Annotated in this window: 25 protein-coding genes; 13 read left to right on the top strand and 12 right to left on the bottom strand. The window is 40.4% G+C overall.

Features of this window, described 5'->3' with window-relative positions; all coding sequences use genetic code 11:
* Window positions 1–92 precede the first annotated feature (92 nt).
* The 6 genes from QNI15_RS05440 (at window position 93) to QNI15_RS05465 (ending at window position 3978) form a co-directional block, all read left to right on the top strand.
* Entirely contained in the window at window positions 93–749 is a 657-nt protein-coding gene (locus QNI15_RS05440) for a hypothetical protein (RefSeq protein ID WP_314030941.1), read from the top strand.
* Between the two features lie 95 nt (window positions 750–844).
* A complete protein-coding gene (locus tag QNI15_RS05445) occupies window positions 845–997 on the top strand; it encodes a hypothetical protein (RefSeq protein ID WP_314030942.1) in 153 nt (50 codons plus the stop codon).
* Between the two features lie 16 nt (window positions 998–1013).
* Window positions 1014–1199, top strand: coding sequence for a tyrosine-type recombinase/integrase (locus tag QNI15_RS05450; protein WP_314030943.1), 186 nt, complete (start codon window positions 1014–1016; stop codon window positions 1197–1199).
* A gap of 724 nt (window positions 1200–1923) precedes the next feature.
* Window positions 1924–2313 carry an STAS/SEC14 domain-containing protein gene (locus QNI15_RS05455; RefSeq protein WP_314030944.1) on the top strand — a complete coding sequence of 130 codons (390 nt, stop codon included), beginning with the start codon at window positions 1924–1926 and terminating at the stop codon, window positions 2311–2313.
* A gap of 707 nt (window positions 2314–3020) precedes the next feature.
* The gene (locus tag QNI15_RS05460) at window positions 3021–3521 is read left to right on the top strand and encodes a GNAT family N-acetyltransferase (RefSeq protein ID WP_314030946.1); all 501 of its coding nucleotides are present in this window, start codon (window positions 3021–3023) and stop codon (window positions 3519–3521) included.
* Window positions 3522–3546: 25 nt separating this feature from the next.
* Complete coding sequence (locus QNI15_RS05465; protein ID WP_314030948.1) at window positions 3547–3978, top strand: MarR family winged helix-turn-helix transcriptional regulator; 432 nt, start codon at window positions 3547–3549, stop codon at window positions 3976–3978.
* Between the two features lie 106 nt (window positions 3979–4084).
* Here QNI15_RS05465 and QNI15_RS05470 read toward each other — a convergent pair whose 3' ends face one another.
* Complete coding sequence (locus QNI15_RS05470) at window positions 4085–4546, bottom strand: hypothetical protein (RefSeq protein ID WP_314030949.1); 462 nt, start codon at window positions 4544–4546, stop codon at window positions 4085–4087.
* 219 nt (window positions 4547–4765) lie between these two features.
* Between QNI15_RS05470 and QNI15_RS05475 the strand changes: the two genes are divergently transcribed.
* The 4 genes from QNI15_RS05475 to QNI15_RS05490 all read left to right on the top strand — a co-directional run bounded on the left by QNI15_RS05475 (window position 4766) and on the right by QNI15_RS05490 (window position 7439).
* Window positions 4766–5080 carry a hypothetical protein gene (locus QNI15_RS05475; RefSeq protein WP_314030950.1) on the top strand — a complete coding sequence of 105 codons (315 nt, stop codon included), beginning with the start codon at window positions 4766–4768 and terminating at the stop codon, window positions 5078–5080.
* 418 nt (window positions 5081–5498) lie between these two features.
* Window positions 5499–6008 (top strand): hypothetical protein, encoded by a 510-nt coding sequence (locus tag QNI15_RS05480; protein WP_314030951.1) that lies wholly within the window; start codon window positions 5499–5501, stop codon window positions 6006–6008.
* 74 nt (window positions 6009–6082) lie between these two features.
* Window positions 6083–6655 (top strand): hypothetical protein, encoded by a 573-nt coding sequence (locus QNI15_RS05485; protein WP_313998210.1) that lies wholly within the window; start codon window positions 6083–6085, stop codon window positions 6653–6655.
* 61 nt (window positions 6656–6716) lie between these two features.
* Window positions 6717–7439, top strand: a complete 723-nt coding sequence (locus QNI15_RS05490; protein ID WP_314030952.1) for a hypothetical protein — start codon at window positions 6717–6719, stop codon at window positions 7437–7439.
* 105 nt (window positions 7440–7544) lie between these two features.
* Here QNI15_RS05490 and QNI15_RS05495 read toward each other — a convergent pair whose 3' ends face one another.
* The 5 genes from QNI15_RS05495 to QNI15_RS05515 form a co-directional block, all read right to left on the bottom strand.
* Window positions 7545–7931, bottom strand: a complete 387-nt coding sequence (locus QNI15_RS05495) for a hypothetical protein (protein WP_314030954.1) — start codon at window positions 7929–7931, stop codon at window positions 7545–7547.
* A 12-nt stretch (window positions 7932–7943) separates the two neighbouring features.
* The gene (locus tag QNI15_RS05500; protein WP_314030955.1) at window positions 7944–8450 is read right to left on the bottom strand and encodes an N-acetylmuramoyl-L-alanine amidase; all 507 of its coding nucleotides are present in this window, start codon (window positions 8448–8450) and stop codon (window positions 7944–7946) included.
* 140 nt (window positions 8451–8590) lie between these two features.
* A complete protein-coding gene (locus tag QNI15_RS05505; RefSeq protein ID WP_314030956.1) occupies window positions 8591–8854 on the bottom strand; it encodes a hypothetical protein in 264 nt (87 codons plus the stop codon).
* 45 nt (window positions 8855–8899) lie between these two features.
* Complete coding sequence (locus QNI15_RS05510; protein WP_313976521.1) at window positions 8900–9085, bottom strand: hypothetical protein; 186 nt, start codon at window positions 9083–9085, stop codon at window positions 8900–8902.
* Between the two features lie 635 nt (window positions 9086–9720).
* Entirely contained in the window at window positions 9721–10563 is an 843-nt protein-coding gene (locus tag QNI15_RS05515; protein ID WP_314030957.1) for a hypothetical protein, read from the bottom strand.
* Here QNI15_RS05515 and QNI15_RS05520 point away from each other — a divergent pair.
* Window positions 10537–10926, top strand: coding sequence for a transposase (locus QNI15_RS05520; RefSeq protein WP_314030958.1), 390 nt, complete (start codon window positions 10537–10539; stop codon window positions 10924–10926). The two genes, QNI15_RS05515 and QNI15_RS05520, sit on opposite strands and share 27 nt — an antisense overlap.
* Window positions 10923–11078 carry a transposase gene (locus tag QNI15_RS05525; protein WP_314030959.1) on the top strand — a complete coding sequence of 52 codons (156 nt, stop codon included), beginning with the start codon at window positions 10923–10925 and terminating at the stop codon, window positions 11076–11078. Before QNI15_RS05520 ends, QNI15_RS05525 begins: the two co-directional genes overlap by 4 nt.
* A 12-nt stretch (window positions 11079–11090) precedes the next feature.
* Here the strand turns inward: QNI15_RS05525 and QNI15_RS05530 are convergent, their stop codons facing one another.
* The 6 genes from QNI15_RS05530 to QNI15_RS05555 form a co-directional block, all read right to left on the bottom strand.
* Window positions 11091–11336, bottom strand: coding sequence for a helix-turn-helix domain-containing protein (locus tag QNI15_RS05530; RefSeq protein ID WP_314030960.1), 246 nt, complete (start codon window positions 11334–11336; stop codon window positions 11091–11093).
* 234 nt (window positions 11337–11570) lie between these two features.
* Window positions 11571–11957, bottom strand: coding sequence for a hypothetical protein (locus QNI15_RS05535; RefSeq protein WP_314030961.1), 387 nt, complete (start codon window positions 11955–11957; stop codon window positions 11571–11573).
* Window positions 11958–12189: 232 nt separating this feature from the next.
* The gene (locus tag QNI15_RS05540) at window positions 12190–13350 is read right to left on the bottom strand and encodes an AAA family ATPase (protein ID WP_314030962.1); all 1161 of its coding nucleotides are present in this window, start codon (window positions 13348–13350) and stop codon (window positions 12190–12192) included.
* Window positions 13351–13420: 70 nt separating this feature from the next.
* Window positions 13421–13843, bottom strand: a complete 423-nt coding sequence (locus QNI15_RS05545) for a hypothetical protein (protein ID WP_314030963.1) — start codon at window positions 13841–13843, stop codon at window positions 13421–13423.
* A complete protein-coding gene (locus tag QNI15_RS05550) occupies window positions 13840–15444 on the bottom strand; it encodes a DEAD/DEAH box helicase (RefSeq protein WP_314030964.1) in 1605 nt (534 codons plus the stop codon). Before QNI15_RS05550 ends, QNI15_RS05545 begins: the two co-directional genes overlap by 4 nt.
* A gap of 3 nt (window positions 15445–15447) precedes the next feature.
* On the bottom strand, window positions 15448–15813 hold the full coding sequence (locus tag QNI15_RS05555) for a helix-turn-helix domain-containing protein (RefSeq protein WP_314030965.1): 366 nt from the start codon (window positions 15811–15813) through the stop codon (window positions 15448–15450).
* 1988 nt (window positions 15814–17801) lie between these two features.
* On the opposite strand from QNI15_RS05555, the gene QNI15_RS05560 reads away from it, so the two are divergent.
* Window positions 17802–18797, top strand: coding sequence for a proline iminopeptidase-family hydrolase (locus QNI15_RS05560; RefSeq protein WP_314030966.1), 996 nt, complete (start codon window positions 17802–17804; stop codon window positions 18795–18797).
* The last annotated feature ends 214 nt before the right edge of the window (window positions 18798–19011 follow it).

The following is a 19011-nucleotide window of genomic DNA, read 5'->3' on the forward strand; positions in this document are numbered from 1 at the left end:
AATGCTTTCAATCATTTAATTATATATCATCCTATGCAAATTTTTATTCTACTTGGTTTCCTGTTTTGTTCATCACTGGTTTTGGTCAAAATTTGATTTTATATGGAAAAGTTGGTGGATATGATTCAGGACAAGGTAACAAAGTCTATTATGCCAGTAAGGGTAAAGCGTTTAATGAAAAAGAGTTTATTGTTTTTAATTCCACTCGTACGTATTCTCTGAAGTTACCTATAAAGAAACTAGAGCAGGAAAAGATTCAAACACTTGTATTCTCTCTTGATCCTAAAGTTGATGCAAGTAAAAGAGGTGCCTGTATATATGAAGTTCATGTAGGTGAAATCATAAAATCAGAAGTATTTAAATCCAGGAAATCCATTGAAGTAAAATCCGATCTGTTAATAGAGCATAACTGTATAAGTTCAATAGCAGAGCATGACACAAAATTTGAAGGAGGTGGGGAATTTATAGGTTCTTACCAGATGATCATAGGCGATACCACAGAGTCTATTGAACTAAAAAGTAATTATGAATATAGGGCTTCTTTAGATAAAAAGCCCAAAGATCAGCTCACTATAGAATCAGGTACCTGGTCTTATGATTCAAATACATTGAGGTTTACGGTTTATGTAAGAGCAAATGAGCTTTTTGGAATCTCTGTACTCACAGAGAAAACATATGTGTTCAACGTGAAAAAGGATGGAGAAAAACTGAGTTTTGAATCAGCTATGGGAAAGTTGAAAAAACTTTAATTAGTGGACAAAAAAGTATAGTAAAGAAAGGCCATGAAAACGCATGTTTTCATGGCTTTTTTGCGTCTTGTAACTAGTGACCTGAAAAGACTGTTTTGGGGTCACTAGTTTTATATGTAAGTACGCTTACATTGGTCCATTATGTCCTGGAAGGCCTGAAACGGATTTACAAAGAAGGTATTGAGTATAAGAAGGCGGGTATCCTGCTGGATGGGATTTGCCCGGCTCATAGTCAGCAATATCACTAAGATTTGTGGTGTCAGAATGAAGCTATCTAGTAGAGTTGCCAGAAAGACTGCTGGTCAGTTGTGGATTGATGCAGGTGTCAGCATTGAATCTGTGAGTAAGATATTAGGACATGCTAATATCAAAACCACACAAAAAGCCTATGTAAAGGTGACTGAAAAAAGAATTGAATTAGAACTAAAGAAAACAGGATTTTGGGAATAGATATCATTTAGCTATTCTGGATTCCAGGTGTTTGTATAAAAAAGATATCTATTTTGTGTCGGGCTTAACAAGTCCGAATCAAAATAGATATCTACTGATAAAATGGGTATTAGTGCACATGCAAATCTTTGTGCATTATTATATGATGAATGAAAAAAAACGGTTTTTTAGCCGGGCTTTTTTTGGGATAACAAGAGGATTCTATCTATGAGTACTTTAATCCGGTTCCTTCCTTAAAAAAGATTTATATTTGTACTGTTTTCGCTCTGCCTTTATCTCTCTAATATCCTTCATCATATGCAAAATCAGCTCTTGTTGCATGTGTATGACTTGTTGCAACTCATCCACTTGTGAGACCAACTTATTTATTATTTCCTCATTCATCTTCTTAGAGGTTAAGTTAAAAAATATTTCTTCAAAAATGAGGTTTCAGATTTTTTGAGACAATCGTATAAATACGGATTTTGAAAATTGAGTATTTTTACCTCTCTCATTTTTGTACTAAAAATAGTTATGTTGCAACCTGTATCAGTCAATGCCTGACACACTTTTCTAATGCATTGTACTTTTGGATGAAAATCAGAAATGCGACTCTTTCTCTTATTCAAAATTTATACAATTAAGTCATTGAATAAGATATGATGTTCACCAGATAAATATGAGGTATTCACAACTTTGATATGTATAGGATATGGTTTACTTTCGTGCTTCTCCAATATTATCTATGACAACGCATAAAGTATATTCTACTCATTTTGACTCTGAGTTAGATAGTGTAATTAGTATTTGGAAGGGTTATTCAACCAGCATTCAGTTTAGAGAAGGTACAGAAGAAATGTTGGGAATAATAGAAAGTAATCGTACACAAAAGGTGCTAGTCGATTTAAAAGAAATGGTATTAATTGGAAAGGATGATCAAGAATGGATGGACAGAAGCTTTCTTCCAAGCGCAATAGAGAAAGGAATGAAGATAGTAGCAGTAGTACAACCTGACTACTATTTTAATAAAGTGGCAGTAGAAAGTATTGTCTATAAAATAAACCAACAATTGCTCACAGTAAATTTCTTCAAGACAATCGAAGATGCAAGGGTGTGGTTGAAAAACGAAAAATAATGAATGGTTTTATGTAAATTCTCCTTTAAAATCAAGCAAAAGGCTATTTCTCTCACCCGAAAAAAGCACAGTCAAAAAACGGGCTTTTTTTAATATAAACACCTGTATTAGTTATCTAACCTTACTTAACTAATTTCCAATCCAGTCGGCTACACTGTGAATCTGTCTCTTTAATCGGCTACATTCATACACCCCATTTCCTTCAGTAGTTGCAGCTTAGTGACTGTCATCTTTCCATTCTCTGATAAAGGCTACATGTTCTGATCCGTTCTAATTCCTAACTGTTTTTTATATCTGAAATTATCTTATCACTCAATATTCCTCTCCACAATCCCCACCTTCCTCAACCAGTCAGGCATGGAGAAGCTTGGACAGCCTTTTTGGCGAATTGATTATGTCCGGCAATCTTCATAAAGGGATACAGGATTGATTATCTTCGCATCCGTTTTTTAGATTTTACCTTTTGTGAGTTCATGAGACTACTTTCTATGGATGCTCATCCCGAGCCAACATCCAGACTTACTAAAATATATTCCTGATTAATTAGTTGACAATTTCAACCTTTTTTACTTGCTTTGCTGAAGTATTGGTTGATATAGTCAACTAATTGTAGATGACTTCTGCCTGGTATACCAATTAAACTTTAGTCCCTGTGCTCATTGCAGGTAGCTATATCGATAATCATTTATCTTTTACATACTAACCTTATGACAACAGTTGCATTAGCGGACATCCAGATCCGAAACACCTTACAGCCTGGTGACCTGGGATATATAGCCTATATACATGGAGATTTATATGCAAAGGAATGTAACTATGGGATAAACTTTGAGACATATGTACTGGATGGATTGAAAGAGTTCGGTCAGCAATATGATGCTGCTAAGGATAAGGTCTGGCTTTGCGAACACCAAGGTAGAATAGTGGGTTGCCTGGTAGCTCAGCATCGTGCACAACAGGTACAATTACGGTATTTCATCTTCCTTCCTGAATATCGGGGTATCGGTCTGGGTAAATACCTCATGCAGGAGTTTGTACGTTTTATGCACGAAAAAGGAATATCCCATGCGTATTTATGGACGACAGATGAGCAACATACTGCTACTGCATTGTATACCCGCTATGGATTTGTTCTGACAGAAGAAAAACCGTCTGAAAGCTTTGACAAACCGCTTACAGAGCGGCGTTATGACCTTGTACTTGCCTGAATACCAACTACTGACAGAGATTTGTATGAAAGATAAACAACATATCATAGACGATATCAGAGCCTTTAACCGCTACTATACCGGGTTGCTGGGTCTGCTGAATAACCACTTACTGGACAGTGACTATTCACTGGCGGAAGCACGTATCCTATATGAGATTCATAGTCTTCAACCTGTTAGCGCTTCTCAGATTATGTCTAACATAGTGATTGATAAAGGATACCTGAGTAGGGTATTGAAGCAGTTCGAGAAAAGTGGCCTTATTTCAAAGCAGGTATCCAGTGAAGATGCCCGCATTACCCTGGTCTCACTGACGGCTACTGGCCTTACGCTCTTTAATAAACTTAATTCGGCATCTGAAGAGCAAATTGCCACACTCCTCAACAAACTTAGCAGCAAAGAGCAGCAACAACTGGTAGGTCACATGCAGGCTATCCGAGCGTTACTGAGTGATTGATGCTGGATGCAGGAATACTTTCTGGCTGTTAACTAACACACAAGCCAAGGAAGGGGTGAATCGATATACGAGAGTATTTCTGTCTACCTGTCTGATCAGGTGATTGTTATTTATCGAATAGCACTAGCTTGCTGTCTCTGTTTCCCGCTTGTCTGTGCATCAATAACTTTCCGTTTTTTGTTCTTTTCAGAAGATTAGACATATTGCCTTTGAATCTTCCTCCTTTGGTTGAATCGCCCCACCCGCCTTTATATTGAGCAGCTACAAAAACATACTCCCCAAGATCATATATCCGATTATAATAGTGCTTTACACGAAAGGATATGTCTGGTGTATAGGTTTTGAGCATCTTCGGCCTGATATGTTCCATTCCTACCCGAATCGAATCAAAGTTTGACAGAAGGATGGCGTCCTGTGTAAATCCGTCAGCTCTCGCATTGCCGTCACCATTCGCTACGGCTTTTAACACCACTGCGTCAAATTCTTTAATTTCAGTTATCAATGTCTTATTCACCTTGGCTATAGCGGTGAAGTTCGTTTCCTCTACCAGAGGACAGGGGTGTATCAATTACCCGTTTTTATTGACGAAAGAAAAGGATTCCCGGTACTGCCGGCTATGACACATCACAGCTACGACGGATAACGGTTAGCAACTATTTATTGGTTTACTTGTAATTGATTTATCGCATTAATGTAGACTACACCAATCTTTCCTTTCAATAGCAAGGTATATAATTTGGCTATTGAGTAGACGTAGTACAACTCGGATACGTGCAAACATTTAAAAATGACACTACCTAAAAAAGGATTTAGAACTCTTACTATAAATGGAGAATATTTTGTGTGGAGGGTTCGGAAGAGAATTTCTGTACTAGAGGAAATCGGAGGTCCATTGATTGTCCCTGTTCAATATATGAAAGGTGGACAATTATTGTTGATCAACACTGGGTATAAAAGATTGCAGAGTATTGGGAACCCCAATCTGATAAAAGAAATAAAGCCGTCTCTTATTGAAAAGTGTATCAGGAAGGCTATAAATGAGGGCTGGCGTTATAGGCAAAAAGGAAAGCCAATGGAAATCTCAGTTGAAGAACTGGATTAAGGTGTATCTGTGTAAGTATGTAATTTCTTAATCAAGACAAGCCTACAACCTTATCTTGCCTATATCTTTTATGGAAAAGTGGTTTGTAAATAAAGAAAAACACTATTTCTGTCCTCCTGGAAGGATCTCTTGACAAATAGAGCCGCGTTTGGGGTATGAGAAAAGAATTATTTCCAAATCCAAACGCCGCCGGTCTTGCCACAAGATTCTTTCAGAAGGACAAAAAAAGAGAGCCTTTCAGAAGGACAAAAAAAGAGAGGTTTTTACTAAAACCTTCAAAATTGAAAAAGTTATGGAACAGGATAAGAGCTACAACTCGCATAGATACGATTATGAAATACAGTAATGTATAAAGGAGAAATAAACATAATTGAAGTAACCGCTGCATTTACCCACAAGCTAGCCATCATCAACAAAAATGAATAAATCAGAAAGAAAGAAGTTTTTACGAGAGCTTCAGGATAAGGAAGAAAAACAAGCAGCGCTCTCTGAAAAACGGTTTATGTATGAGGATATAGTCTGGCGTGGCATTGGTCAAAAGATGCTACAGATTGTATTCAGACCTTCTTTTGAAGACAATAAGCTGTGGGACATCCGAAAGCAGGGTGAAACGTATGTTTTGTTTGAAAGCACGTTTGCTGAAGGAGAAAGATATATTCTAAGACCTGGATATGATCTTTTAGAATGTCCGTCAAATGAATTAAAAAGTCTGGTAGATACACTGAAGGCAATAAAAATAACAATTGGAATTCCTGAAAGTGATATGTTTAGTCTGGATGGAACGTCCTACGAAGTCTGCTTATATGATCACCAGCAATCCATTCGTCTCCAGTGGCACAATCAACCTCATGAGGATTGGCAAGAAATGGCCTTGATAGTTGTAAAGGCTATTGAAAGATTTAGTTCTTTGCAAAGGAAAAATGATTGATCTCTAATTGAGTAACTGATCTTATGACGCTACTTAATCGCCTTTAGGTATAGGCCATAACTAAACAGGATAGTATGGAGTTAAGAAAAAGTAAGCTAACATATATATTGATTTTTGTGCTTTTATTTTTCTCTTGTCAGGAGGATACTGATGCTGTAAAAAGCAATAATCGATGTTCGGATGTTTCTGTGCGGTTAATGTATTCTATAGTAGAGTCTCAATTGAATCTTTTGAAGAAAACCGCTGAAAATGTAAAGGGAGTAGATAGTGCAACTATAAGAGATTTGAATTACTATATATCAGATTTTACCAACATTAATAATCAGTTTATCATTGCTGCTGGAGGATTTGTTCCTGGCTATACTATCAATCTGGTAGATCCATGTCGAAAAGATGATAAGATAGTCTCATTAGCACGGACGAATAGTAATAAATTGAAATACAAAAATTTTGTTGCTGTTCTTCTTAAAGCAAAGTTGTTAGAAGAGGGACAGGATAAGAATTTGTATTTTATTATTGATTCTCATTTTTGTAAGGAAAATTGTGTTTTTTCTGATAGTAGTATGGCTAATCAAACTGTTAGTGAGATTATGTTAGAGAACATGATTTTACAAGCAACCATTTTGGATTTAGCACTAAATTTTTGATATACTATAGATGAAAATATTTTCATGAAGAATGAGTATAAGCCGAATTTCGTACTAACATATGAGAGTTTGTGTTTTGTTTGGATTTATTCTTTGCTCCTTTTATTGCTGGGGTCAAGAGCTTGAATTATCGGGGAAAATCTATGGATATGATGCAGATAAAAATAGTAAACTTTATTATACTACAAATGGAAAGTCATTTAATGAAAAGAGGTTTATTACCTATGATTCTACCCGAACTTACTCACTATGTTTGTCTGGAAAGGAGATAAAGAAGAAACGTAGTAAAACGCTTGACTTCTCTCTTACTCCTGATGCAAGTCCCAAAGCGTCGTATTCTTGTATTTATAAGATTAATTTGGCTGAGATAAAGCAATCGGAAGATTTTAAATCCCAAAAGCTTATTCGAATGAAAGCAAATGTATCATTAGATGCTAATTGCCTCATAGTAGTAGATCGAAAAATAAAAAAAGATGGTATTGAACAACTTTCCGGAATTTATAAAATGAGTGTAGGGGATACAATCTTTAAGTTTTTCTTTAGAGGAATTGAAGGGCAAGAGGTTAGTTTGCAAAAGATTGTAAATAGTTCTGTAGTAAACAAGGCAAAGGGATTTTGGTCATATGAACCAGATAAAAAAATTCTGAAGATCAAATTGGATGAAGTATTTAATCCAGAGCTTGACTGCTATGTAGATATGGAGTTAATGAAAGTATATACATTCAAATGGAAGGAGGAAGCAGGAGGAATTCTTGTCTCTGATCAGGGAACGTTAAGGAGATAATAACTCTCAATAAATGATTACTTAGTTTCTGTGGTATTTACTCCAAACCAAACAGGTTCGGACACACGTCCGAACCTGTTTGGTTTATACTATAGCCAGTGCCCTTTAGGCAAATTGCAATACCGCTTCCAGGCGGGCTTCATATTTCTTTCGGTGGACTGCTTTGTCAGGGAGGCAGCCATCGTTGTAGAGATAGAAACATCTGTCCTCTTCAAAAGATAGACCCTTGCTGGTTGGCTGAAAGCCTGCTTTGTCTTTGAAGAAAGGAGTGAGTTTTTGTATTTCTTCTTTCGAAATCTCAAGGCGATAGCGTGCTTGTTTGCGTATGAGGTCTCTCCATTCCTCATAGGGGATAAGGCTCTGGCGTTTTCCGAGTGGGAGGTAATAGCGGTTAAACTCATAGGCATAACCATCTATCAGCAGAAAGCCATAAATGTGATCTCTTCTGCGAATCTCAATTTTATCGTCTTTGCGTGTGTAGGTCCTTGTCATCGTAGTATGGGTTTACTGTGTTACATGATTATTAGCTGGTACTGAGCCTCGCCACTCAATGTTTTGTTCGGGTACACCTGCCTGTTTAAGCCAGGTTGGTACAAAGAAGCTGGGACAGGCTTTGTTGGCGAATTGGTTATGTCCGGCAATTTTTACATGAGGGGCGTAGGTAAGCACCTCATAAATAATGGCTAACATCGTTTCGATTTGCTGAAGGGTACGGGTGTCTTCCGGTTTTAAGGTTTTGTCCAGACCGCCTACATAGCATAGGTGACGGGAGATAGCGTTGATGCCTGTTACACCATTGGTGATCTCGAAAGGGTCTATGGTCAGGTCGTTGTTGTGTTTGACGAACTGATGACGAGAGCCATCAAGCAGGATCAGGTCCGAGTAGCCTACTTGTTTCCAGCCGTTGCCATAGGGCTTGGGTTTGGTGTGCCAACGTTTGACGTCTTCTGGCGAAACCCAGCGTCCGGCGGGAGTGGCGGTACAGTGTATGATCAGGTATTGGAAGTGCATAGAGATATGGTTCGTTATATAGAGTAGTTTGTTGAAAGAGAAAAGGACAGGTTCTACCCCAAGCTGGTGTTATTCCCAACCTGAACGGTGGGAAATAAGTCGTTGGTGAGAACACGCAACGACGGGAAATGGAATAGTGGTTAAGCTGATGGCAGGTTGTTGAGTGTCTCCTTCAGCTCGGTGACTTCTGTATGCAGTAACTCGTTTTCGCCCTCCAGCTCCTCGATTCGCTCTCTGAGGGTTTCCATTTCCATCTCTTGGTTACTAAGCCTGCACTGAAGGTGTAAGTTTTCATTTTCAAGCCGTTTCTTCTCGGAAGCCAGGTGATTATTGGCAAGGGTAAGGTTTTTCATAAGCAACTTTTGGTCAAGAACTGAAATAGTGGAAGCAGATAGTGTAGGCATAAGAACAAGCTTTGTTTTAATGGTTTAGATTGTGAATGATTCAAGTTATTTGGGGTCTCTCATAGAAAAGAAACCGACTGTTGAAATAAAGGCCAGCAGCGAAACGAACGACTGCGTGTCGATGCGGTTAGCCAGCCAGAGAATGTATCCTGAGAAGGTGAACAAACCCAGGGTTGAGGTTTTCCAGTTGTCTAACACGAACTGGAGGTAATCGTATATCGATTTTGCCATAGGGGTTATTTGGGTTAAATACACTTCCACTGTCCTTCTAAAAGCTCTTTCCCTGTCCTTCTGAAAGAATCTTGTGACAAATAGAGTGGCGCTTGGATTTTGAGCGAAAGAATACTTTCCAGTCGGAACGGCCGCCGGTCTTGTCACAAGATTCTTTCAGAAGGACAAAAAAAAAGAGTGTTTTTGTGGAGAAGAGAAATAGAGACAGTCTCTTATATTGACCTCTTCTGTACCAACCGCCATCTACGGGCCCTTACACGTATCCCTCACCTGAAACACTGGAGCATAGGTGAAGCTCTTCACATGTTTGATCTTTTCTACATCTAATGGCTGAATTGGGTGGGAGACTACCTGTCTGGCTACGATGGACTCAATCTGGCTGTAGTCAATCACCTCGCATTCGTATACTTCTGTGGGATTGAGTCTATGTTCGGTAAAGACTCCGATAGCCAGGCCGAAGACGAAACACAGGGCGCTTAGTAAAAGTCGTAGTTGCATAATTTGTATGTAGGGTTAGGAAGTGGGTAAGAGGATGGAATCGGGTGTATTTCTCAAAAAAAGAAACAGTAAACTAAAAGTCTACTGCTTCTCCGGTTAGCATTTCTCATGTAAATCCTTACTTTTTGCTACCTGGATTAGGCGGGTAGCGTCGCCTTGTGATTGGTGATGGTAGACATCGAGCCATCGATTACTGAGAGGCGTTGTTCCACTTCATCCAGCTCGGATTCGTACAGCACTACCGCTGTAGTACCGTATTGCAACTTGCGTTGCTGGGCTGTAAACAGCTTGTACTCGGCTTTTACTTTACGGTTTTCCATCTCGGTTTTGGTCGTGCCTTCCGGCAATACCGCGATGATGGATGTAAGCGAATCCACTTCGGCTTCAGAAGAGGCAAGAGTAGCTTCAATGTCGGAGGCTCGGTCCGCAGCATTTTCACGGCTACGAGTCAGGGAGATCTGCTTGAACTCCAGATCGCTTTTGAGGTCTGACAGTTGGTCAAGGACTTTGTCACAGTCTGTTTTTGAGGTTAATAATGTTAAAGTTAATGCCATAGCTTTGGTTGGTTGATGGAAAATGTGAGTGTACAAAGGGTTGGTAGAGTAGGGGCTTCGGGTTGTGCTGCTGTCAAGGTTCCGGATCGCTTGCAGGCAGGTTTGTAGCCCCTTTTCTAACCGATTTAGTGATACAAAGGTCGGGATTCTGACTATGTAAATCCAATCAGATATCTGATAATCAGAAGTCTGATAGTGTTTGATAGTCAGTAGGTTGTGTTGGTTTTGTGGGGGGTGAATGCTACGATGACGATGCATGTTAACCGTCCGGATGCTGGTTACATTTGTATACAAAAGAAGATCAACACCAGAAATCGTCTGTATCCTATGTCGTTCCCCACTGATTTTCCTTGCAGACGGTCTATCCGACTGAAAGGATATGATTATAGCCTGTCCGGCATGTATTTTATTACCATTTGTACCCATGAGAGGCAATGTGTTTTTGGAGAGGTTGTGAATGGGGAGATGGTGTTGAGTGAGGCAGGTAATATGATCAAAAAATGGTACGAAAAAATAGCCGATAAATTTCCGGATGTTGAATTGGGTGAATCTATCATTATGCCCAATCATGTTCATTTTATTCTGATTCGCACAGAAAATGTAGGGGCGAACCCACGTGTTCGCCCGGTTTCCACGCCGAACGATTCGGTTTATGAAACAACATCCAACAATACGGATAAACCTGATCTGACGGGTGGGAACCTGGGCGAACACGCGGGTTCGCCCCTACAGAAAATAATTCAATGGTTTAAAACCATGACCACCAATGAATATATATTCGGGGTGTGAAAGAAAACAAATGGCCTGCATTTCCGGGCAAATTGTGGCAGCGTAATTACCATGAACACATCATCCGCAATCAACCTGCCTATGAAAAAATCGCAGACTATATAACCGTCAACCCGCTGAAATGGGAACAGGATTCACTGTATCATCCCTGATCGTCCTTTCTGTTAGGTTGGAGAATCGTTTGATTGACACATGGGTTCACCTTCGCCTGTCAGGAGCCAGTGCAGATTAATCTGATAGGTGGTATGCAATGCCCACAAAAAGAAGCAGGAGGGAAGCCATTGTCCTTTCTCGATACCGGACATGTTGTTTTGTTTCATGCCCATACGTTGAGCAAAATCCTGTTGAGGCAAGTGGAGTACTTCGGTGCGAATATGATGAATGCGTTGACTGATTGATTGTAAACTCATGGGTGAAAAAGGTAAAGGTGAAATATAGTTTCATGTTTTTGTTATCAGCGTTCTGATAATGTACAAAGTGTATCAGAACGCTGATAGGTGATCGTTTGTATCAGAAGTCTGATAGGTGGGTAAAACCATCAGTGTTCTGATCCGTTAGGTTTTTCATCGGTGATCTCATGCCGTTTGGGTTGTTTGTGTGATTTTCGTTTGAGAGAACTATCAGAACTCTGATGGTGAACTTATCTAACAGACAATGCCTGTGTGGGTTGGTACAGTTTTATCATGAATTCCCTCAATCAGGCATTGAAACTCTTCCAGGCTGCGTACAATCTGGTAAGCACCTCCCTGTGATTCTACCAGTTTCTGAAACTGTTTCTGTTCAGGGGTCTGGTAGCCTGCTAAGTTCTTCAGTTCGATAAAGTAGCTTTTGCCAGCAAAGAAGTATTCCAGGTCAGACACCCCTTTCACTATGCCCAAGGCTTTGTTAAGAGCACCTTTGATGGCATTGTGACTGTTGTTGTTATGGGTATGTAGCAGACCTCTGTAAGCAGGAAAAGTATTCCAATGCCATTGGAAGCATAAGGCTTGTATACGGGTTTCGGATGGTTGTATGGAAATATGAGGTAGCATTTGGGTATAATTGTGTAGGTGAAAACTCGATTATTGGTGTGTATTGGTGTATTTGTGGTCCTTTGAGTCGGTTTGTGGTTTTTATTAGCTAACCATTGATTGAATATTAGTTTGCATTAGCCTATTTAGGGTAGTCTATAGGTTTATTTATACCCCTATATATTTATATATATATAGGGGTATAAATCTATATCCTATATGCGAGACCTAAACGGTAAGCGTATCATTTACCCTACTTGCCTTTGGGGATACAAAGATGGTAGGTGGCATTGCGTCGAGTGCCCTCCAGTCGTAGATGCCCAAACTCAACGGCCTCAGAAAGCATGCGTTTAACCTTGCTTTCATTTTCCCCACTAATTTCCAGGACTACTTTCTTAAGCTCCATAGAGGAAGCTTGTGTAGAGAGGAGTTTGCTAAACGCTTTTTGAATAATATCCTTTAGTTTGGCCTGACCTGCTTTCGGGATAGGCTTATGGTAGTCTACAGGCATAAAGAAATCTTTATTCGTATCCCAGTTAAAATATTTTTCTACCGGATGATGACTATGAGATAACTTGCCCAGGTCAAAGGAAGAGGTAAGTACACGAGTACCATCTGGCTGAGAAACAAGTTTGAGTAACAGAAATGCTCTGCTATACCGATGCAGGAAAGATCCGAAATGACCTGCTGCCGTTTCACTGTTTTTGTTGGGATGGAGTGTACAAATGATTGCCAGATTAAACTCAGAAGCTAATGTCCTGATCCATCGAACCACCAGAACCGCATCCTCCGAATCATTCATATCTTTGGTCAGATCCAGACATCCATCCAGTATCAGATAGTCAAACGGAGTGCCTTGTATTATAGCTTCTTCTAATAGCTGGCGTATTTCCTCCCGCTTTTGTTCTGCTGTTTCCAGTTCAATCATCGAGTAGGTAGCTACATTACGAAGACGGCCATTTTCTATTAAAGATTCATTGACGGACAGTCGTTTAAGGGTTCTTTTCAAGGAACGGGCTACATCATCGGATGGACGTTCAAAGTCTATGAATAATCCTCTACTGCTGGAAGTGGCTGCGGGATAATGAAAATCTACCATACTGTACGGATAGGGAGTGTTAGTCACATGACAGACAAAGCCTGCCATCAGATCTTCCAGTAAGTTGGATTTTCCTGAGGCAGGAGCACCAATTACAGTAATAAACTCGCCTTTGTTTATCAGCTCACTATCTCCAATGCGAAGAGCAGGTTGGGTATTGCGTAACTGATAATCCAGTGTTATCTCAATACGTCGTTTGGGAGCAGAAGCTGGCTGTATAGAGCTATTGGTGCTGAATCCATTAGCTTGCGTGTTAAAAGATGCATTCTGTTCATTACGAAATTGAGATACCAGGCGTGAAAATTCGTTCTGCATAAAAAAAAAGAAAGTGAAAAGTGGTGTTAGGTTGAAAAAAAAATACTGTATTGAAAATTTATAAATTGCATTAAAATGGGACGGCTTGCTGCTGCTCATAGTAGGTCAGCAGCATATTCATCAGCGTTTCATTGGCCTCGTCCAGTGACTGATTATGCCGTTTGAGCGCATCAGTGGCAATCCATAGCCTCTGATAGTGTTTGATCTGCAAGGGAGCAAACCAAATAATGTGCTCACATAGACACTTTATTGTCAGTTCACTGACCTGGATAAACTGGACCAGCAAATCAAACTCAGCCTGTATGGCCTTGTATCGTCGAAAGGCTTTTTCATCCTGTATAAAGTCAGTTTGTTGTGATTTGTTAAGTTGTTCCATCTTGTCCAGTGCTTTTTTCTGAATCTGCTTCAAAATCCTGTTAAAGTCATCGACAGCCAGTTGAGCCTCCAGTGGCAAACTATACTCCCGTTGCTTTTTCTTCGATGACTGGCTCATCGTTTGCCTCCTTTAGAGGCTGTTTTTGTAGTTGTTTTTCGGGTAGAGATACCTGCCGCTTTCAGCGTATAATCTACCCAGTGCGATTGGTAGCCACGCAGTCTGGCAAACTCTTCGAGCATGGGACGAGGGTTGTCCCGCTTGAGGATACAACTGATAATCCATTGGACAGGGTATTGTTTGCGTTTATTTTTCGGATCACCCATCGATGCCCGCATAATCAGTTCGATGACATTCATTGTATGCCATTCTTTCTGCATCAGATAGGTCCAGTCTACCACAATTTCCTGTGTTTCTACCTCGTATACATAGGTTCCATTCACTAATTTTCGCTTAAAGGTATGCTGGCAATAGGGACAGGTTTGCGTGCTCAACGCTACAATAGACTGACACTCCGGACACGACTTGACAGGGGCATGCTGAAGCACTGCTGCATAACCATTGCGAAAAATAGATTCCCAGTTATAGGGCTCATGCCAAAAGCCTAACTCTCTGATATTGTTACCCATGTCTATAATGATAAACTCCTCCTTGGTGGCTGTCGTACGTGATCCGCGTCCACACATTTGCAGATAGAGAGACAATGAACGGGTAGCCCGGTTTAAGACAATACACTCTATCGTTGGCTCATCAAAGCCCGTAGTCAGAATACCACAATTCACCAGAATGGCATCAGGTGTGTAAGCAAACCACTGAAGTGTTGCGTGACGTTCATCAGTCGGGGTGTCTGAAGTGATGTATCTGACCTGGTCATGTACTTGCAGGAAGGCTTGGGTAGTGCGCAGTGTATGTAGCTTGTTGACACAAAAGATCACCGTCTTTTTACCTTCCGCATGCTTTTGCCAGTTGGAAACACACCCCTGATACAGGGCCGGTTTGTCAAAGTCGGCATAGAGTTCATTGATTTTATAGTCCCCATCAAACGCTCTACCCGCTTTAATCTCCATAGGGACAGCAAAATAACGTGGCAACGCCAGATGTCCTGCTTCAATCAGGCTATGAATCTGAGTTCCGACTACAATGTCATTAAAGTAGGTATTTAAGGGAATTCGCTTACTGGCAGACAGGGGAGTAGCCGTAGCGCCTACAATAGGCGTATCCGGATGCAGCTGGATTACTTTCCGGAAATTACCTTTGTGCGCTTCGTCTATAATGAGTAGCTTCAGATCCGGTAATGACCAGCCTTTCTGTACTCTCCGGTAATAGGTCTCTGCCATTGCCACAATTACTGGTGTAGTTGGCATCTGTTTGCTGCTGGCATCTACTATACCAACCTGTAATCCATATCGTTCCAATGTAGCGGCTGCCTGATGCAATAGTTCCATGCGATCCACCAGAATCAATACACGTGCCTTAGGTGTTGTCTCTAACGTATGCCGTGTCATCTCGGCAAAGGTGACCGTCTTGCCAGCTCCCGTAGGCAGGCACAAGATCAGACGACTGGCACCGGATTGGTGCCGTTTCGTCAGTTCTGTAATACTACTTTCCTGATAATCCCGTAAAGAGAAAGCTTGCTTGTTTTTAGGTAACTCACTGGCTGGTAAGGGCAAAGCTTCGCCATTCACGCTAGTGGCGTGAGTCAAATTATCCGTTTGTTGCATCGATTAGCGGGTTGAGGTAGCTATCAGATTAGAAGGTTGCGACTGATGAGTTTGCGACAGATGGCGTTGGATTTCTACTTCCATTTCCTGAAGCGTTTTGTGCTTACCATCCTTGATCCATTGGTAAAGGTCACGCGAGCTGAAGTAAAGCTTTCTGCGTTGCTTCATAAAGGGGATGAGTCCATCGGCAGCCAGATGATAAATGGTCGATTTAGCCAGGCCTGTAATCTCCATCGCCAGCTCTATTCCACCCAGGCGTTCGTTGTCCTGTAATAGGTCGGATACTTGTGAGAGATTGGGTCTGATGTCAGACAAAAGGATTTCAATGCGCGATAAACAGCTGATAACTTCTTTGTAGGAAGTGTGCATATACGTTTGGGTTAGTGGTGAAAAACGATCAGAAATAATCGACCAGAAACCCGCTGAGAGAACGATTAAAAACAGATAAAAAAATATGAGATAGTAACAGTGTGTTGATGTGCCCAGGAGAGACACTACGAAAAATGACAAGTCTGAACTTGCATTTCTAAACTTTTCACTATCTTTGTATAGCACCGCAGCAGATAAGATTCCTATGAAGTTGTTTTCCTGTTTGTTATCTATCTTTCAATAGCTTTTTATAACAGTTTTCCTTTGCATAGTCAGCTCATTACAGCAGTGTTTATTTCATTAATCTGTTTGTAAATGATAAAAATAAAACACTTTTCTGTTAGCGCAGAAGAGAGGTTTATTCCGTCAAGGGATGATCAAGTTTCTCAGGCCTAAACATCCTTTGGTATCAGGGAGCTCGTTCTCGTAACGGGCTCTTTTTTTTGCTCCTTCAGTATGTTAAAACAAGTAAAGGATAGTGATTTTTTAAATCCACAATCTTGTTTTTGTCCTAAAAATACATCCGGAACAGCGATTTTCTTATGGAAACAAATATAGTAGATCGAACAATATCTGCCAAACATTTTTGTGTAAAAAAGCTACTTTTTATCTGAAATTGTGTGAAAATTATTGATGGGTTAGTTGTTGTATTATTCTGTGGAAGAAAATGTTTAAACATTATAATAAAAAAACTATCTGTATTTTGCTGATATTCAGATGCGATAAGATGAGATGTTTATAGCTGTGTAATAACAAGATGCCATAAGAAGCAGAATACGATTGATTTCATCCAAAATTAAACTATGTTCTGAATAGTTGATCTAAGAAAAAGCCAAAAAAAGGCTATGGTATGGAGGGATGGTCCGCGATCTATGTGAAATATTCGATTTAAGGCCCCAAAGAGGCTCTATAAGCTAAAATATCCGTGCGGTCAATACAGAATGCGATTTTGCCTTAAAATCGCTCTAATGTGTTCTAAAAGCGTGAGAGAGGGCAGATTTGACCAGCAATAGGGCATTAGAGTCATAAAATGTAGGGGCGATTGGCAGATCGCCCTGGTAGGCACAGGCACGGCATGGGATATTCGGAAATCATGTAGGGGCGCACCTGTGTGTGCGCCCAGATCGTCGCAGACCGTGTTTGTGACAATACGACAATGTAGGGGCATCCCCTTGTGGGTGCCCGTCTTTCCCCACATGAATGATTGGATCAATCCGAAACGGTATTCTGTTAAACCCGATCATTCGCGTATGGAACCAGGGCGACCGCCAGTCGCCCCTACATTCCCTGTGTTGGTTTACAAATCCAAATAGTACCTACACGAAATCAGCGTCCTACGGAATCTGATTAAACCAAACGTTCGGATGTCCAAAACCGAAAAACGCCGATTTCTAAACCGCCTGAGAATGGCGTATACGCCTTCCAGGTCAGGATTTCTCTCAAATACGCGATTCTGGCGCGTTTGGGGTTGCATATTTTTTTAGGGGTCTCCGCGATTTGGCTCAGAAATGCGATTTAAGGCATGAAGGATTGCTTATAGACTATTTTCTCCTGCGAGTCGATTAATAGTTCCAAAACTCAAGTAAATCGCTCTAAAGGCTTCTAATGGGCTGTAATGCTTTCTTAAAAGCAAGGGTAGGAGATGGAGCGTTTTTGGGTGATTTTTGTTATACGCTGATTTTCAGTGGATTGTGTTTTTAGCTTTTTAGCTTTGGAAAATATGCTTTTTGAGTTGATATTTTTTTGTAAAAACATCTTCTAAAAACGAAAGAATTGATTATTTTTAATGGTTGAATCATTCCTTTTTGTATGTTGCATTTTACTCAAACTGAAGCCGACAATCTAGTTAAACTACTCAATTCTGACCAGGTGCTATGTATAACGGTGGTAAACAGGTCATTGATGAGATCATACTTCAGGTAATATAAGATTGACTATACAATGACCTAATCGTTTTTTCAAACATCCATACCCATTGAAAAAAGAAAATGAGTAGACTACTAATGATATTCCTGTCACTACTGCCTTGTTTACTACTGGTGCCCTTTCTGATAAGTGCTCAACAGAAAGACAGTAGTTATCAGGCCAAGCGCAATGCCCAAGGGGTAAAGATGATTCAGGTGGCAGGTAAATACCAGGTTTGGACCCAAAAAGTCGGGCAAGGTAAGATCAAACTCTTGTTGCTGCATGGTGGACCTGTCAATACACATGAATATATGGAAAACTTTCCAGAGCACTTGAACCCTGCAGAGGTAGAGGTCTACTTCTACGATCAGTTAGGTTCTTACCACTCGGATCAGCCTGGCGATAGTACACTTTGGCATATAGATCGGTTTGTAGAAGAGGTAGAACAAGTGCGACAAGGATTAGGGTTAAAGGATTTTTATCTTTTGGGTCATTCCTGGGGAGGTATGTTAGCCCTCGAATATGCGGCAAAGTATGGCCAGCACCTGAAAGGGTTAATTGTTTCCAATATGGGCTATCGGGCTAGTAGTCATAATGCTTATCGTAGGGATTTGTATTCCTCTATTGCTAACAGCCATGAAGTCAAACGCCTGCTTGTGCAAAAGCAGCAGGAAGGCAACGTGCCTGATTCAGTTATCAAGCAGGTGATTAGCAAACGCTTCGAAGAACAACACGTTTTACGCTTGTCCCAGCCACCTGAACCTTATGATCGCAATTATCAACACATAAACCGAAAAGATCAGTTTCGGTTTGCTTTGCTGAATGAAATGGATCAGTGGGACTTTTCTAATCGTTTGGCTTTGGTGCAGATGCCTACCCTGTTGTTAGGGGCAAAGTATGACTTTATTCCCACAGGTGATTACTACCAGATGAACAAGAGAATGAGCCAAAGCAGAGTCTATATCTGTCCTGAAGGATCGCATTTTGCTATGTGGGATGATAGCCAGCATTACTTTGAGGCTTTGATTCGCTTTTTCAAAGATGTAGAAGATAAAAAGTTTACTAAAAACAACAAATGAACAAGCTACCCATCTCAAACAAGCTGATCGCAGGCATTTTTACCCCAGAGTTAGCATAGTACCTATGCTGACGATCAGCCGACGACTGGCTCAATGCTATCAACATAAGGAAGTTTATTTCTTTTTTTTCATATTTCTTTTTGTCCTTCTGAAAGAATCTTGTGACAAATAGAGTTGCGTTTACTTTCTGAGAGACAAATAGTCTCCAGTTGGA

Source organism: Xanthocytophaga flava, assembly GCF_030068545.1.
GTDB lineage: Bacteria > Bacteroidota > Bacteroidia > Cytophagales > 172606-1 > Xanthocytophaga > Xanthocytophaga flava.